The following is a 17296-nucleotide window of genomic DNA, read 5'->3' as shown; positions in this document are numbered from 1 at the left end:
CTTTGTTTTCCATTAATTCATAAACCTTCCAATGCCATCCTTTTCAGTTGTTTAAAATCCAACGCAATATTCAACAATTCTTGAAATCCTCATACGTTTACGATATATTTTAAAGTGGACAAATAGAATAATGGAGGTTTCTTTATGACAAATCGCTATGCGGTAATTCTTGCTGCAGGGCAAGGTACAAGAATGAAATCAAAGCTTTATAAGGTGCTGCATCCTGTGGTGGGAAAGCCGATGGTACAGCATGTCATTGACCAGTTAAATGTCATTAATTTAGATAAAAATATTACAGTTGTTGGTTTTGGTGCAGAAAAAGTTCAAGAAGAGCTTGGAGCACAAACAGAATATATCGTGCAGGAAGAACAATTAGGAACAGCCCATGCCGTCCTCCAGGCGGAAGATCTATTAAAGGATGCCCAAGGGACGACGATTGTTGCATGCGGAGATACCCCGCTGATTACAGGAGAAACATTCCGTAAGCTAGTAGAACATCACGAGGAAACGAAAGCTAGCGCAACAATTTTAACAGCGAACATCCCTGACCCTGCTGGATATGGGAGGGTTATTCGGAATACGGATAAAGAAGTGGAACGCATTGTCGAACATAAAGATGCGAATGAAGTCGAATTACTCGTTAATGAAATAAATACTGGTACATACTGCTTTAATAACCAAGATTTATTTGAGGCGCTTCGGAAAGTTTCCAATGATAACGCTCAGGGCGAATATTATTTACCAGATGTTATTGAAATTTTAAAAGCTGAAAATAAATTAGTAACCGCTTATCTCACACCGGACTTTGAGGAAACACTTGGGGTAAACGACCGAGTAGCGCTTGCTGAAGCGGAGCGGATTATGAAGCAACGTATCAATGAATTGCATATGCGAAACGGGGTTACGCTTATTGACCCGAACAATACGTATATTGGACCAGATGCTGTTATCGGTCAAGATGTGACGATCTATCCAGGAACACGAATTACCGGAAAGACAACCATAGAAGCAGATGCTGTGATTGGCCCGAACAGTGAACTGCACCAGGCGACGATTGGTAAAGGAACAGTGATCAAGCAAAGCGTTGTTCACGATAGTAAAATCGGTGAAGGCGCCGCTGTTGGACCATTTGCTCATGTGCGCCCAGAGTCTGTTATCGGCAACGATACGAAGGTCGGTAACTTTGTTGAATTGAAGAAAACCTCCCTCGGCAATAACAGTAAGGTTTCCCATTTAAGTTATATGGGTGATGCGGACGTTGGAGAAAATGTAAATATTGGTTGCGGAACGATTACAGTGAACTATGATGGGATGAAAAAGCACCTTACGAAAATTGAAGACAATGCATTTGTCGGCTGTAACTCGAACTTGATTGCGCCGGTTACGATTGGCGAAGGCTCTTATGTGGCTGCAGGTTCAACAATCAATAAAGACGTACCGAAAAATGCTTTATCAATTGCAAGAGCAAGACAAACGAATAAAGAAGATTATGCAGAACGATTTAAAGGAAAAAAATAACAACGGAGGGTTAATTCCATGGCATCTAAATATGAGGATGGCTCGTTAAAACTATTTACACTAAATTCAAATCCCGCACTGGCAGAGGAGATCGCAGAACATCTTGGTATCCCGCTAGGTAAATGTACCGTATCAAGATTCAGTGACGGTGAAGTTCAAATCAATATCGAGGAAAGCATTCGCGGCAGTGATGTTTACGTTCTGCAATCCACTTGTGCACCGGTTAATGATCATGTAATGGAATTATTAATTATGATCGATGCCCTGAAACGTGCTTCAGCAAAATCAATCAATATCGTGATGCCTTATTATGGATATGCAAGACAGGACCGGAAAGCACGTTCAAGGGAACCAATCGCAGCGAAGCTTGTTGCTGATTTACTTGAGACAGCTGGTACAACACGTGTCATCACACTAGATCTCCATGCACCGCAGATTCAAGGATTCTTTAATGTTCCAATTGACCATTTACAAGGTGTGCCGATTCTTTCTGACTACTTTGAGGAAAAGAATTTACAAGATATTATCGTCGTTTCTCCGGATCATGGCGGTGTAACAAGAGCAAGGAAACTTGCTGACCGTCTTAAAACGCCTCTCGGGATTATTGATAAGCGCAGACCGAAGCCAAACGTTGCAGAGGTCATGAATATCATTGGGAACGTGGAAGGTAAAACTGCAATTTTAATTGATGATATCATTGATACAGGTGGTACAATCACCCTCGCGGCAGACGCTTTAATTGAAAATGGTGCGACAGAAGTGTATGCTTGTTGTACACATCCCGTTTTATCAGGTCCAGCTATTGACCGAATTGAAAATTCTGCGATCAAAGAGTTGGTTGTTACGAACAGTATTCCACTCCCAGAAGAGAAGAAACTGGATAAAACTACTGTCTTGTCGGTCGCTCCTTTAATTGGTGAAGCAATCATTCGTGTTCACGAAGAGCAGTCTGTAAGCATTCTATTCGATTAATAGTTTCATTCATTACGTAAAAAGGTATATATCTATACTTAATTACATGAACAAATTTGTCTATTTTACAATAGAAAATTATTTGGAGGATGATGAAGATGGCAATAAAGCTTAAAGCATTAAAGAGGGACGATTTAAGTAATTCAGTAACAAAACAATTGCGTGCAGATGGACAAGTTCCTGCAGTTGTTTACGGTAAAGATAAAGATTCGAAAACCGTTGCAGTTGATAGTGTTGAATTATTGAAAACAGTTCGTGACGAAGGAAGAAACGCAATTATCACATTGGATGTTGAAAATGGCACTTCCGTTGATGTGATGCTTCACGAATATCAAATCGATCCAATTAAAGACTCGCTTATCCATGTTGACTTTTACGTTGTCGATATGTCCGAGGAAATGGAAGTTTCTGTACCGGTACGTATCGAAGGAGAAGCAGCTGGTGCAAAAGAGGGCGGCGTCATGCAGCAGCCTCAGTATGAAGTGCTTGTTAATGCAAAGCCTGCTAACTTCCCAGATGAGATCACAGTTAATGTATCTGAACTTCAAATTGGAGATGTCATCACCGTGGAGGATTTACCAGCATCTGATAAGTATGAGTTTGTGGATGAGCCGGATGCAGTTATTGTCACAATCGTACCGCCAACTGAAGAGGAGCCAGAAACACAGCTTCCTGACGATGGTGCAGAGCCTGAGCTTGTTGATGCGAAAGAATCAGACGAAGAATAATTTAAGCAGTTTAATGATATAGTAAAGAACAACCCTCCTAGCAGGAACATATTGGTTTCCTATAGGAGGGCTTGTTAAGTGTTATGAGAATATGAGGGCATATTTTTTGAAAATTCCGGACAAAAAGGAAGAATAAGGATGAAGCTAATTGTCGGGTTAGGAAACCCTGGTAGAAAGTACAAGAAGACACGTCATAATATCGGTTTTATGGTCGTCGACGAGTTGTTATCCCGTCATGGGTTTAAATTGAATAAGAAGAAGTTCAACGGTGAATATGCAATGGAGAACCTCGCTGGGGAAAAGGTCATTTTCTTAGAACCTCAAACCTACATGAACTTGTCCGGTAATGCTGTTCGCCCATTAATGGAGTATTTCAGCATTGAACCGGAAGATTTGCTCGTCATTTATGATGATCTTGATTTACCGACCGGAAAGATTCGCTTGCGGGCAAAAGGTGGTCATGGTGGTCATAATGGAATGCGTTCTATAATCGAACATCTTGGAACGAAAGAGTTTAACCGCATTCGTTTCGGCGTAGGTAGACCGGCTAATACGGTTGCTGTCGTTGATTATGTACTTGCTGATTTTGCTAAAGCGGAACGGGACACGATCAAGCAAAGTATTGCGAAATCTGCTGACGCTTGCGAAGAGTGGGTGGCGGGTAAAAAGTTCATTGATGTCATGAATGATTATAACGAGTAAGTGTGAGTGGGCGCGTATAATCGGGGCTTTTTCGGATACACTTTTAGTATAGATATCCGAGGAGGCGATTTACGTGGCAATTATCTATCATTGCAGACATTGCACCCAAGAGATTGGCAGACTGGAGGAACAAGTTCTAGATGCCTCGCTACTTGGAATTGATCGATTAACAGCAAAGGAAAAACAGGAAATGATGGAATATCAGGCAAATGGCGATATAAAGATTTACGCGATTTGTGATACGTGTGAGGCTGCATTGCAGGAGCATCCTCATTATCATGAACTCGATTATTTTATACAATAGGTTGAACAGGCTTTGGTACGGACCAAAGCGTTTTTTGCATTTATTTTGAAATAGGTAGAGTGGTATAATGATCAAAGAAATATATCAGTTTTTACAGGAAAAAGAAGATTTCCAGTCGATTATGAGTGGAATATCGAATGGAATGAGGGAGCAGCTTGTGGCGGGTCTTACTGGGCCCGCTAGGAGTATGCTCGTTTCAGCTATTAATGAGTCGTTGAAGCGACCGGTATTATTAGTTACGCATCAATTGTTGCAGGCGGAGCAGTTATATGACGATTTAGCCGAGCTTGTAGGGGAGGAACGGGTACATCTATACCCGGTGAACGAGCTGATCGCATCAGAAATTGCGACAGCTAGCCCCGAATTGAGAAGTCAGCGTTTGGAAGCACTTACGGCCTGGACTGCGGGAAAGGCAGATATTTTAATTGCCCCGATTGCAGGCCTGAAACGGATGCTGCCACATCCTAGTGAATGGTTGAAATATCAGCTCCATTTTAAAGAGGGTGAAGAAATAGATGTAGAAGCTTATTTCTCCTTTTTAGTCGAGATGGGCTACGAACGAGCGCAGATGGTAACGGCACCGGGAGAATTCAGCCAACGCGGCGGAATTATTGATATTTATCCGCTAACAGAGGAACATCCAGTCCGGATTGAATTATTTGATGTGGAAATTGATTCAATCCGCTTTTTCGATGCGGATACACAACGGTCTCTCGAACGGACTGAAGAAATTACAATCGGTCCGGCAACCGAGCTTCTTCTCACGCAAGAAGACCTTCTTGCCGCTGCTGCACGAATTGAAAAGGCGCTCGCTGAAAGTCTCAAGAATAAAACATCGAAAGAAGCGAAGGAAGAGCTGCTTGAAACGGTCGAGTATGATATTAGCCGACTCAAGAACATGGAACGCTTTCAGGAGATGCATAAGTATATTGGATTTTTCTATGAGGATCCTAAGAGTTTACTAGATTATCTTCCGAGTGACGGTCTGCTTATTTTAGAGGAAATGGGAAGAATTCAAGAAACGGCTACGAACCTTGATACAGAGGAGGCCGAGTGGTATAGCAGCTTACTTGAATCAAACCGAATGGTGAAAGACAGCCATTTTTCCTTTGATTGGCAGACCGTAATGGAGAAGATGAAGCAACAGCGCATATATATGTCTGTTTTCCTCCGACATATCCCGAATACACAACCAGAGAATATTATTAATCTCTCATCCCGGGCAATGCAGGAATTCCACGGACAGATGCCTTTATTTAAAGGTGAACTTGAACGCTGGGAAAAAGGTGGCGTATCTGTCTTAATTCTAGCACCGAACGCGGAACGAGCTGGAAAGATCCAATCAATTTTAGAAGATTATCAAATTGAATCAGTCGTTGCGAAGGAGTTGCAGCTTCCGGTAACGAAGCCGACCATTGTTACAGGGAGCTTATCGAGCGGGATTGAACTTCCGATGCATAAGCTAGTCGTGATTACGGAAAATGAACTTTTCAAAAAACAGACGAAACGGAAACCGAAGAGCCAAAAAATTTCCAATGCGGAGCGCATCAAGAGTTATCAGGAATTAAATGTCGGGGATTATGTCGTCCATGCGAACCATGGTGTAGGGAAATATATAGGGATTGAAACACTGGAAATGAATGGGATGCATAATGATTACATGCTTATCCATTACTCTGGAGATGATAAGTTATTCGTCCCGATTGATCAGATTGATCTCGTTCAGAAATTTGTCGGTTCAGAAGGGAAGGAACCGAAGCTTTATAAACTTGGCGGGTCAGAGTGGACGAAAGTAAAACGTCGCGTCCAGTCTTCCGTTGAGGATATTGCGGATGATCTTATTAAACTTTATGCAGAGCGGGAATCGCGGAAAGGGCATGCATTTTCCCCAGATACTGAAATGCAACGAGAATTCGAAGCAGCCTTCCCCTATCAAGAAACAGAAGATCAACTCCGCTGTATTGCGGAAATTAAAGAGGATATGGAGAAGCAACGTCCAATGGACCGCTTGCTTTGCGGGGATGTTGGCTACGGGAAGACAGAAGTGGCAATTCGGGCTGCTTTCAAAGCAATCATGGACGGAAAACAAGTCGCTTTCCTTGTTCCAACAACAATTTTGGCCCAGCAGCATTATGAAACGATTCGTGAACGGTTCCAGGATTATCCTGTAAATATTGGAATACTTAGTCGTTTCCGGACTAGAAAGCAACAGACTGAGACGTTGAAAGGCTTGAAGAAAGGAACCGTCGATATTGTCGTCGGTACCCACCGTTTGTTATCAAAAGACGTTGAATACTTTGATTTAGGCTTACTCATCGTAGACGAAGAACAACGTTTCGGTGTGAAGCATAAGGAGAAGATTAAACAGATTAAGACGAATGTCGATGTCCTAACATTAACAGCAACACCAATCCCGCGTACGCTTCATATGTCAATGCTTGGTGTGCGTGATCTTTCTGTTATTGAAACACCACCAGAGAATCGTTTCCCAATTCAGACGTACGTGATGGAATATAATCCAATACTTGTACGGGAAGCAATTGAACGGGAGATGGCCCGTGGTGGGCAAGTCTTTTTCCTTTATAACCGTGTCGAGAATATCGATAAGGTCGCCCGTGACGTTGGTATGCTTGTTGACGGAGTGCGGGTTGGAGTCGCCCATGGACAGATGAACGAGTCTGAGCTTGAAAATGTGATCTTAAGCTTCCTTGAAGGGGAATTTGACGTTTTGGTAAGTACGACGATCATTGAAACAGGGGTCGATATCCCGAATGTGAACACACTCATTGTAAATGACGCAGACCGAATGGGACTAAGTCAGCTTTATCAGCTAAGAGGACGTGTCGGTCGTTCGAACCGGGTCGCTTATGCGTATTTCACTTATCGGAAAGACAAGATCTTAAGCGAAGTAGCGGAGAAACGGTTACAAGCGATCAAGGAATTCACCGAGCTTGGTTCAGGGTTTAAGATTGCGATGCGTGACTTATCGATTCGTGGTGCGGGAAATCTCCTTGGTTCCCAGCAGCATGGCTTTATCGATTCTGTCGGGTATGATCTTTATTCGAAGATGCTGAAGGACGCAATCGATGCACGGAAAAAAGGCAAAGAAATCGAGGATATTATGCCGTTTGACCCAGAGATTTCCTTGAAAATAGATGCCTATATTCCGGAATCATATATTCCAGACGGCAAGCAGAAGATTGATATTTATAAATTATTCCAGACGATTGAATCGGAAACGGATATTTCCGATCTTCAAGATGAGCTCATTGATCGATTTGGCGATTATCCGGAAGAAGTGGAACATTTATTCACCGTGTCGAAGCTCCGGTTGTACGGCCGTAAAGAACGCGTTGAATTTATAACCGAGAAGAATAAAAAACTTGAATTATTGCTGGAAGAAGAACGGAGCCAAATGGTTGATGGTGCGAAGCTCTTTGAACTCGCGAACCGATTCGGCCGCAATGTCCAACTTGGAACGGAAAATACAAAGCTTAAAATAATCGTTACATGGCAGCGGGATACAGCGCATGAGCGGTATAAAGTTGCAGAAGAATTAATTAAAAACTTGGCAGAAGTAAACCGCGAATCCTAAACTTTTCTCATCATGTATATTTATCCCATGTTGCCTCATACTAACATCAACACTGGTGATATTTACAACTTCTTAAGAATTGTAATCTTTAGTTGAAAGTGAGGCAGGCATGGTATGAAAGCGACAGGAATTGTACGACGGATCGATGATTTAGGCAGAGTTGTTATACCTAAAGAAATAAGGCGTACATTACGCATTCGAGAAGGAGACCCTCTTGAAATTTTCGTCGATCGAGATGGAGAAGTAATTTTGAAGAAATATTCGCCTATTAGCGAACTGGGACATTTCGCGCAGGAATATGCAGAGTCTCTATTTGATTCATTGAAAATACCGGTGTTAATTTGTGATCGTGATGATGTCATTGCGGTTGCTGGTGAATCGAAAAAGGACTATTTAAATAAAATGATTGGTTCAGATGTGACGAAAGCAATTGAAAATCGCACCCAGCTACTTAAAACCGATAAAGAAACAATCGAGCTGCTAGAAGGCAAGGAAATGGAACTCGATTCCTATTGCCTGAGCCCGATCATCGCCAATGGCGACCCGATTGGTTGTGTATTCCTGTTTTCGACAGAGGGAGATAAACTGACCGATGTAGAAGCGAAAGTAACCGAAACGGCGGCGGTATTTTTAGGAAAGCAAATGGAGTAACATGATGGAATGAGTCATTCAGGGGTATCCTTGGATGGCTCATTTTTGTGTTTTAAGTGGTATAATGGACTCAAATTATGTATTGTAAGGGACGTTTTTTAATGAGTAGTGATCGTAAAGGTTGGCTGCGGGGGGCTTTGCTTTTAACAATTGCTGGGTTGATCAGTAAAGTGCTGAGTGCCGGATACCGGATTCCGCTCCAGAATCTTACAGGTGATATCGGATTTTATATTTATCAGCAAGTGTACCCATTGCTTGGGATGGGGATGATTCTTGCGTTATATGGTTTCCCATCTGCAATATCGAAATTGACAGCGGAGTCAAAAGAAAAGGGTCACACCCAGACGACTGCTAATTTTTATTTCCCGATCTTTCTTATTCTGCTCCTTGTAGTAGGAACACTAGCCGTGTTGCTATTTGTTTCTGCTGGTAGTTTAGCAAGTTGGATTGGAGATCCTCGTTTAACACGGGCCTATCAGCTTGTAGCCTTGAGTTTATTGCTTATCCCTTTTACTTCTTTGCTCCGTGGGGTGTTTCAGGGAAATGGGAATATGAAGCCAACCGCTTATTCGCAAATGGGGGAACAGCTCTTTCGCGTATTGTTAATTATTGCCGTTGCGATTTACGTTAGCTTCACAGGAGCAGACCTTTACCGGATTGGGGAAGGGGCGGCAATTGCAAGTATTGGTGGCGGTCTTGCGGCTATTCTTTTATTAACTATGTTTATTCGCAAGTCGGAACAAAGCGTTCAGCTGCAGAAAGCAGTAATCCCATGGCGTTATTATATTCAGACATTGCTCCTGTTCGGCCTTGTTGCTTCGCTCAATCATATGGTGCTTCTTCTGTTTCAGTTTGCTGATGCGTTCACGCTCGTTTCCGGTTTACAGGAATATGGACTCTCGCAGACTAAGGCAATGGAGGCGAAAGGGGTGCTCGATCGGGGCCAGCCGCTCATTCAGTTAGGGACTGTGCTTGGTTCGTCGTTTGCGCTAGCGATGATTCCATCTGTTTCACAACAGAAATTACAAGACGCGAAAGCTGCATTTTATCAGCATATCCGTAGTAGTATTGCGATTGGGTTTTATTTAGCAGTAGGCGCTACTACAGGTCTAATTGCAATTATGCCTCAAGCAAATATGTTATTGTATCAGGATACGCTAGGAACAAATGATTTACGGATTCTCGTTATTGCGATCTTGCTCAGTTCCATCGGAGTAACCTGTGCGACAATCTTACAAGGACTCGGCGGGACAAAGCAGACAGCTGTTTTTATCATCCTTTCAATCTTTATGAAGTGGTTTGGGAATCGGCTACTTGTGCCAATTTTCGGAATAACTGGAGCAGCACTTGCTACGATTCTAGGTTTAGCATGCTTTTCTTTACTCGTCTACATAGGGTTGAAGCTGAAATTGCCGGCATTAAAACTCATGAGGCAAATCAATTGGTCGACCTTGTTACTTGCTGTTTCTGCTATGCTTATATATATTTTTGTTATCGATTTATTTGTCCCGACTGAGCTTTCGCGGTTCGGTTCCTTGCTTTACGTTGGGTTTGTAGCTGGGACGGGAGCATGTATTTATCTTTTTATTTTACTGCGCGGGCGTACATTTATTTCCGAGGAAATAAATATGTTGCCATGGTCGCATGTTTGGATGCGTATTTATAAGGAGAGGAAGAGTCCATGAACAAAATTGAAGTAATTGGCCTTGGAGCTGGTGATTTAAATCAGCTTCCGTTAGGAGTATATAAAAAATTAGTAAATACTGAAAAAGTTGTCTACACACGGACGTTGGACCATCCTGTTATTGCTGATTTAAAGCAGGAAGGAGTCCATTTTCATTCCTTTGACAAGGTTTATGAGGAGACGGCAGATTTTTCCGGTGTCTATGAGAAAATCAGTGCCCATTTATTGGATGAGGCGAAAGAGGGTTCGATCATTTATACCGTTCCTGGGCACCCGATGCTTGCCGAGCAAACGGTGCAACTACTATTGGAGCAACAGGAGATCCCTGTTGAAATTTTGGGTGGACAAAGTTATCTGGATGCACTATTTACCTCGCTTGGAATTGATCCGATTGATGGATTTCAATTTGTCGACGGGACGAGCTTTGAGCGTAGACAGTTGAATTATGAACAGCATCTCGTCTTTTGCCAAGTATATGATTCCTTCATTGCGTCAGAAGTAAAGCTTAGCTTGCTTGAAGACTTACCTCCTGAGTATGAAGTGACGATTGTGGAAGCGGCTGGGACGGATCGAGAAAAACTTACGAAGCTCAGGTTGGAAGATCTGGACAGATCTATTGAGGTTAATAACCTGACAAGTGTTTATGTTCCGCCAATTAATCATGAACAACTATCCCACCGCTTTACCCGTCTTGTGGAAGTAATCGCTGCACTGCGTGGGCCTGGAGGTTGCCCGTGGGATCAGAAGCAGACACATGAATCTTTGCGAGCTCATACAATTGAGGAAGTATACGAGCTGATTGATGCGATTGATCAAGAAGATGATGAGAATATTACGGAGGAACTCGGCGATCTTCTCATGCATGTCGTCCTCCATAGTCAAATTGGCACAGATTCGGGATATTTTTCAATTGATGATGTCATCCTGTCGGCTACTGAAAAGATGATTCATCGTCATCCCCATGTTTTCGGTGATGTTCAAGTTGATTCGGCAGATGAAGTGCTTACGAATTGGGATGCGCTGAAGGAACAGGAAAAGGGTAAACAAAGGAATTCCGTCCTGGCGGGAGTTCCGAAGCATCTACCAGCACTTGCAAAAGCAGCGAAAATTCAGCAAAAGGCAGCGAAGGTCGGTTTCGACTGGGCTGAGGTAAAAGACGTTTGGGCCAAGCTTGAAGAAGAGATAAAGGAAGTCGAAGAAGCGATTATAAGTGGAAAACGTGAAGATATCGAGGATGAGTTTGGTGATGTTCTATTTGTCATTGCTAATCTGACGCGGTTTTATCAGATTAATGCGGAAGTTGCCTTGAATCGCACGAACCAGAAGTTTACTTCAAGATTTACGTATGTGGAACAAAGAACCAAAGAAAAAGGGAAAAGATTGGAAGAAGCAACGCTAGACGAGATGGAAGCGTACTGGCAAGAAGCAAAGGAGAGGGAATAACAATGCGTTTAGATAAATTTTTAAAAGTATCCCGGTTGATAAAACGTCGGACACTTGCAAAAGAAGTTGCTGAACAAGGCAGGATTGCGGTAAATGGTAACCAAGCGAAGGCATCAACGACGATCGCCCCTGGTGACACCCTCACGATCGAATTTGGACAGAAGCTTGTCACTGTCCAAGTGAACGATACAAGGGAAACGGTAAGAAAAGGCGAAGCTGAAACATTATATACCGTCGTAAAAGAAGAAAAAATATAAGTTCTATACTTGTCCCTCCTCTCATAAATTACAATGAGAAGGAGGTTTTATTATGAATGACTTAGGGAATTATCCATCTAATAATAATCGGACAGATTTAGACCATCAGGTAAGACTCGTGAACCGCAAAACGCTTGAAATAAGTGGCGTCAAGGAAGTCGATAGCTTTGATAATGAAGAATTTCTGTTAGAAACCGTGCAAGGCTATCTCATCATCCGCGGACAAAACCTTCAGTTGAAAAACCTTGATGTCAATGCTGGCAATGTAACGATAAAAGGAAAAATTTATGAGTTTTCTTATATTGATGAAGCAAGCGGGGAGAAAGCTAAGGGATTCCTTAGCAAGTTATTCCGATGACGCTCTCCGTGCAATTTACGACAATGGCTGTTATGGTGCTAAGTGGAATTTACTTAGGGCTTGCCCAGGACACGTTCCGGCGTATTTCCGTTCATTGGAAAAAGCGACCAATCATCAGCTATTCTTTTGAAATTGGCTTTTGGCTTTTACAGACTCTTATTGTTTTCTACCTTTTATTTCTCGTCAATTCAGGGGAAATTCGCTTTTATATATTTTTAGCTTGTCTGTTAGGTTTTTCATTTTATCAAGCCTTATTGAAAACTGTCTACCGGCGGGGGCTGGAACGATTGATTTCGGTATTTCGTGCGGTTTTTAAGTTTTTCAAACAAGTATTCTTCATTCTTATTGTCACACCGCTTAAGTGGATATTTCTTCTATGTGCTAGCATCATCCTATTTCTTTTAAATATGATAGTAAAGATACTGGCAATTCTATTGAAAGTTATCCTATTTCCGTTCTTATTAATCGGAAAGCTACTTAAACCCATTATCCCTGAAAATCTTATTAAATTTTTACACAAATTATATCCAATTTATAGTACAATAAGAGATATATTAAAAAAGGGCTTAAAGTATGCCACGTTTAAAAGGAGGTAGGATGATTGTCCGCAGAAAGAGAAAGGGTAACGAGAATAGATTCGAACTATGTACAACAGTATGATGCATACATAGAAAGACAGAAACGCAAGAAGAAGCGCTTAATTCGTCGTCTTGTTCTATCTTCCCTTGTGACAGTGTTGATTATTGGTTTTATGGGAGTCTATCATTGGAACCAACGGGCACTACATGCCGAAAAAACGGAGGAATACGAGCAGCTGCAATCCGAGTTAGCGGGGTTACAGCAGGAAGAAGAACAACTGCTTGAGGAAATTGAACTATTAAATGATGAAGAATATGTCTTGGATATCGCCAGAACGAATTACTTTTTTACAAAAAAGGGAGAATTAATCTTTAAACTTCCGAATGAAGACCCGTCATATTGACACTTTACATGAACAGACATATACTATATGTAGAGAATTTCACTCAAACTTTTAAGGAGGAGCATTTTTTTTATGTCAATCGAAGTAGGCAGCAAGCTGCAAGGTAAGGTTACAGGAATCACAAATTTTGGAGCGTTTGTTGAGCTCGAGAAAGGTAAAACAGGCCTGGTCCACATTAGTGAGGTTGCTGACAATTATGTAAAGGACATTAACGATCACTTAAGTGTTGGCGATACTGTTGAAGTTAAAGTAATCAATGTCGAGAAGGATGGTAAAATCGGCCTATCAATAAAGAAGGCAAAGGAACGTCCGGTTCGCCAAAAGAATGTAAAAGAGCGTCAAGAAAGTTTCGAATCGAAAATGAGTCGTTTCCTTAAGGATTCTGAAGATCGTCTAGCCTCACTTAAGAAGCATACGGAATCCAAGCGTGGAGGTCGAGGTGCTAAGCGCGGTTAATAGTTTGCTGCCCGAAGGAAATTACAATGCTCTGTGATAGAGAAGCAGCAGATTCATCTAGAAGATGGGTCTGCTGCTTTGTGTTTTATTGATGTGATAGATGGAACCAAAAAGACCGGTTAGGGAATTGCGTGGAAATCCCTAACCGGTCTTTTTTACTTTTGTTACGTCTAGTAAAAAAGACCAGGGACTGCACGAATTTCCTGTGGTTCCGGTCGATAAGTCAACATCGGTTCGTTGCCTCACCGTGTTTCCTTTATCTTCCTGCACCACAGTCCAATTCGTCAGTCCCTGACCGGTCTTTTTTACTTTTGTATCGTCTAGCTTCCGAGCGCAGGGACTGTTCAAACTTCCTACGCTTCCGGTCGATAAAGTAGACTTGCCGATTGGCTCTGCCAGAGGCTTAGTCGCCCTTATACCCTTGTGGTGAAAGTCAACATCGGTTCGTTACCTCACCGTGTTTCCTTTATCTTCCTTCACCGCAGTCCAGTTTGAAAGTCCCCAACCGCGCTTTTCAGCTTTTGAATATAGCGGCGGAGGGGATTGAACCCACGACCTTACGGGTATGAACCGTACGCTCTCGCCAGCTGAGCTACGCCGCCAAAATTGTCAACGAGATTTATAATACAACAAGAATAAGATTATGTCAATGATTTTTTAAAGAATGTTGAAGTTCACAGTGGAATTGCTGAAGTTCATCATGAAGATGCTGAAGTTCAAAAAGTATTCGCTGAAGTTAACAACTAAAATACCGAAGTTCACAAATCCACGCCCGAATCCCACGCGCCTAACTCCTTCTTTCCCACTTATTCGTCAAACATTCATCATTTCTGCAGATTTCTGGCAGCTTCCATTCTACCGACTTCTCGCTGCTGCCATCGAGTTTACTAGATTAGAAGCAGACAGGCGTTCGTGCCTTAATCTTGGGTTCTTTATCTCTTTCCGTCGAACGATTTTTAGGACGAGCACTGAAATTTTGACAACAAAAGTTTTCTGAATATGGTTTACTAAACAGAAAAGAATGGAGTGATGGTGAATGATGCAATCGGTGGAACCGGCGGGGTATGTCGGTTGGAAAGAAAAGGTCCAGAAGAAGAAACAGCATCCATGGAAAACAAAGGCGAAAGTATTGTTTATCGATCGAGGCCTGTTGTTAGTGATGATAGGCTTTTTACTGGGGAGGGCAGTCATTTTATCAGCAGTTTCTCCGTTTGCTCTAGCATTTCTTGCAAGTGTATGGCTGATGCAACGTAAGAAAACGTTACATGCGCTGTTAGCCATTTCTTTAGGAGCGGTGACTTATTCATTTGAACACACTGGGTTCATTATGCTTTCTGTTCTTGTATTTCTAATCCTTCTCGCGATATTCATGCAACTTAACAGGGAGAAATTAATACTTCCTTTTGCAGTTGGGTTTGCGACGATGCTGCCGCGTATTTTCTTATATTCGCTGCAGGGACCCATAACGTCTTATGAATGGCTGCTCATTGTTGTGGAAGGTGTGCTTGGTGCGGTGCTTGTACTTATCTTTATGCAGAGCATTCCTTTATTATCACCAAAAAGATATAAACCGGCTCTAAGAAATGAAGAGATTGTCTGTATGATTATTTTAATTGCCTCGATTTTAACCGGCACAATTGGCTGGGTTATCTATGGAGCTGCATTAGAGCAAATATTTGCCCGTTACTTTGTTTTAGTCTTTGCTTATGTCGGCGGGGCAGCGATTGGTTCTACTGTCGGTGTCGTTGTCGGTTTAATTTTATCCCTTGCCAATGTGGCCAATCTATTTCAGATGAGTTTACTAGCTTTTTCGGGACTATTAGGAGGTTTATTAAAAGAAGGGAGGAAGTTTGGTGTCGCAGCCGGTTTATTGGTCGGGACTTTACTTATCGTCATCTACGGAGAGAGTTTTACCTTAGCCCATTCGCTAACCGAGTCATTTATTGCTATTTTCCTCTTCTTTATTACACCGGCAAGCTGGTTTTCAAGTATCTCTCGTTACATACCAGGAACGGAAGAACATGCACAGGAACAGCAGCAATACTCTCAGAAGGTGCGTGATGTGACGGCAAAACGGGTGAAACAGTTTTCCGGTGTGTTCGATGCACTTGCCCGCAGTTTCGCCGTGGGTGAAAGTGATCCATCCAGTCACTTGGCAAAGAAACGGGATACCGATCAATTTCTTAGTCAGGTGACGGAAAGGACATGCCAGAGTTGCTTCATGAAGGAACGCTGCTGGGAGAAGGATTTCGATAAAACGTATCAGCTTATGGAGGGGGTCAAGGAAGCCTATGCGAAAAATCAAGAACCGAGCTTGAAAATCAGAAAGGAGTTTGAGAATCATTGTGTCAAATCGAAGAAAACGCTTGAAGTCATGAAGGAGGAGATGACGTTCTATATGGCGAACGATCACCTCAGGAGACAGGTCTTGGAAAGCAAGCGAATTGTGGCCGATCAACTATTTGGTGTCTCTGAAGTGATGGATGACTTTGCCAATGAGATTTTAAAAGAAAGGGAACATCATGAAAAACAAGAACTGCAAATTATCGAAGCATTAAAAGGACTCGGTATTGAATTGGAAAAATTGGATATCTATCAGCTGAATAAAGGGAGTGTCGATATTGAAATAATGGTCTCCTTCTATGATTATCATGGGGAAGGGGAGAAACTCATTGCTCCCGTACTGACAGATATTTTGGGGGAAATGATCGTTGTAAAAGATGAAGAAATCTCTCCATTCCCAAATGGGTACAGCTACTTGTCTTTCGGGTCGGCGAAAGAATATATTGTGGAAACAGGAGCAGCCAATGCGGCGAAAGGTGGTGGCTTCATTTCCGGTGATAGCTTTAAAACGATGGAACTTGGTGAAGGAAAGTATGCCATGGCGATTAGTGACGGGATGGGAAATGGTAGAAGAGCCCATGAGGAGAGTGAGGAAACGCTTCGTCTGCTTCAGCAAATCTTACAAATCGGTATTCCGGAAAAAGTGGCGATTAAATCGATCAATTCGATACTTGCCCTGCGCACAACTGATGAAATGTTTGCCACGTTGGATCTAGCTGTTATTGATCTGAACCATGCGATGGTGAAGTTCCTTAAGGTTAGTGCATCACCAAGCTTTGTGAAACGGGGGGATGAAATATTAAAGATAGAAGCGGGTAATTTACCGATGGGGATTCTCCACGATGTTGATATTGATATTGTAAGTGACCAGCTCATTTCTGGGGATCTGTTAATTATGATTAGTGACGGGGTGTTCGATGGTCCTAGACATGTGGAAAATACAGATCTTTGGTTGAAGCGGACACTAAAAGAAATGAAGACGGAAGATCCACAGGAAATCGCAGATCTTTTACTAGAGGAGGTGATTCGCACAAAATCGGGAGAAATCGATGATGATATGACCGTTCTTGTTGCGAAGATTAAAAAGAACCAGCCGAAATGGGCGTCAGTTCCGATTTATCGCAGTGTAACTGGTTGATAAATTCCAACTTCAAGAAGGTTCTATAATTCTATGAGGGAGTTGAAGGTAACGGCTCGATTGGTTCATCTAATATTCGGTGGAGGATGAACCCGCCACTGAATGAAGTTTCACTTTGCCTAAATAAAGCACTTGGCTAAGTATATCCTATCTGTTTTCTGGTGA

At 42.3% G+C, this 17296-nt stretch carries 15 protein-coding genes and 1 tRNA gene; 15 read left to right on the top strand and 1 reads right to left on the bottom strand.

The genetic code is table 11. The features are described 5' to 3' along the window. Positions 1-144 precede the first annotated feature (144 nt). The 14 genes from glmU (at position 145) to IEX94_RS15030 (ending at position 13650) form a co-directional block, all read left to right on the top strand. Positions 145-1518: a bifunctional UDP-N-acetylglucosamine diphosphorylase/glucosamine-1-phosphate N-acetyltransferase GlmU gene (glmU, locus tag IEX94_RS15095; protein WP_188858615.1), complete on the top strand. Its 1374-nt coding sequence runs from the start codon at positions 145-147 to the stop codon at positions 1516-1518. 18 nt (positions 1519-1536) lie between these two features. Further along, on the top strand, positions 1537-2490 hold the full coding sequence (locus IEX94_RS15090; protein WP_188858613.1) for a ribose-phosphate diphosphokinase: 954 nt from the start codon (positions 1537-1539) through the stop codon (positions 2488-2490). A gap of 98 nt (positions 2491-2588) precedes the next feature. Then, positions 2589-3218, top strand: coding sequence for a 50S ribosomal protein L25/general stress protein Ctc (locus tag IEX94_RS15085; protein WP_188858611.1), 630 nt, complete (start codon positions 2589-2591; stop codon positions 3216-3218). A gap of 138 nt (positions 3219-3356) precedes the next feature. Then, positions 3357-3920: an aminoacyl-tRNA hydrolase gene (gene pth / locus IEX94_RS15080; protein WP_188858609.1), complete on the top strand. Its 564-nt coding sequence runs from the start codon at positions 3357-3359 to the stop codon at positions 3918-3920. A gap of 73 nt (positions 3921-3993) precedes the next feature. Continuing rightward, positions 3994-4224: an anti-sigma-F factor Fin gene (fin, locus tag IEX94_RS15075; protein WP_188858607.1), complete on the top strand. Its 231-nt coding sequence runs from the start codon at positions 3994-3996 to the stop codon at positions 4222-4224. 70 nt (positions 4225-4294) lie between these two features. Further along, a complete protein-coding gene (gene mfd / locus IEX94_RS15070; RefSeq protein ID WP_188858641.1) occupies positions 4295-7819 on the top strand; it encodes a transcription-repair coupling factor in 3525 nt (1174 codons plus the stop codon). Between the two features lie 114 nt (positions 7820-7933). After that, complete coding sequence (spoVT, locus tag IEX94_RS15065; RefSeq protein ID WP_188858605.1) at positions 7934-8470, top strand: stage V sporulation protein T; 537 nt, start codon at positions 7934-7936, stop codon at positions 8468-8470. Between the two features lie 101 nt (positions 8471-8571). Further along, positions 8572-10155 carry a putative polysaccharide biosynthesis protein gene (locus IEX94_RS15060; RefSeq protein ID WP_188858603.1) on the top strand — a complete coding sequence of 528 codons (1584 nt, stop codon included), beginning with the start codon at positions 8572-8574 and terminating at the stop codon, positions 10153-10155. Continuing rightward, positions 10152-11597: a bifunctional methyltransferase/pyrophosphohydrolase YabN gene (gene yabN / locus IEX94_RS15055; RefSeq protein WP_188858601.1), complete on the top strand. Its 1446-nt coding sequence runs from the start codon at positions 10152-10154 to the stop codon at positions 11595-11597. Before IEX94_RS15060 ends, yabN begins: the two co-directional genes overlap by 4 nt. A gap of 2 nt (positions 11598-11599) precedes the next feature. Further along, positions 11600-11854 carry an RNA-binding S4 domain-containing protein gene (locus IEX94_RS15050; protein ID WP_188858600.1) on the top strand — a complete coding sequence of 85 codons (255 nt, stop codon included), beginning with the start codon at positions 11600-11602 and terminating at the stop codon, positions 11852-11854. Between the two features lie 52 nt (positions 11855-11906). Further along, positions 11907-12212: a sporulation protein YabP gene (yabP, locus tag IEX94_RS15045; protein WP_188858599.1), complete on the top strand. Its 306-nt coding sequence runs from the start codon at positions 11907-11909 to the stop codon at positions 12210-12212. After that, entirely contained in the window at positions 12209-12808 is a 600-nt protein-coding gene (yabQ, locus tag IEX94_RS15040) for a spore cortex biosynthesis protein YabQ (RefSeq protein ID WP_188858598.1), read from the top strand. Before yabP ends, yabQ begins: the two co-directional genes overlap by 4 nt. 5 nt (positions 12809-12813) lie before the next feature. After that, the gene (locus IEX94_RS15035) at positions 12814-13194 is read left to right on the top strand and encodes a septum formation initiator family protein (RefSeq protein ID WP_188858597.1); all 381 of its coding nucleotides are present in this window, start codon (positions 12814-12816) and stop codon (positions 13192-13194) included. Between the two features lie 72 nt (positions 13195-13266). Beyond that, a complete protein-coding gene (locus IEX94_RS15030) occupies positions 13267-13650 on the top strand; it encodes a S1 domain-containing RNA-binding protein (protein WP_156857411.1) in 384 nt (127 codons plus the stop codon). Positions 13651-14178: 528 nt separating this feature from the next. On the opposite strand, the gene IEX94_RS15025 is transcribed toward IEX94_RS15030, so the two are convergent. Then, a tRNA-Met gene (locus IEX94_RS15025) sits at positions 14179-14252 on the bottom strand. 434 nt (positions 14253-14686) lie between these two features. On the opposite strand from IEX94_RS15025, the gene spoIIE reads away from it, so the two are divergent. Further along, entirely contained in the window at positions 14687-17131 is a 2445-nt protein-coding gene (spoIIE, locus tag IEX94_RS15020; protein ID WP_156857410.1) for a stage II sporulation protein E, read from the top strand. Positions 17132-17296: the final 165 nt, after the last annotated feature.

The sequence above is a fragment of the Oceanobacillus indicireducens genome (assembly GCF_014647195.1).
Classification (GTDB): Bacteria; Bacillota; Bacilli; order Bacillales; family Amphibacillaceae; genus Oceanobacillus; species Oceanobacillus indicireducens.
This window is presented reverse-complemented; position numbering and strand designations above follow the sequence as displayed.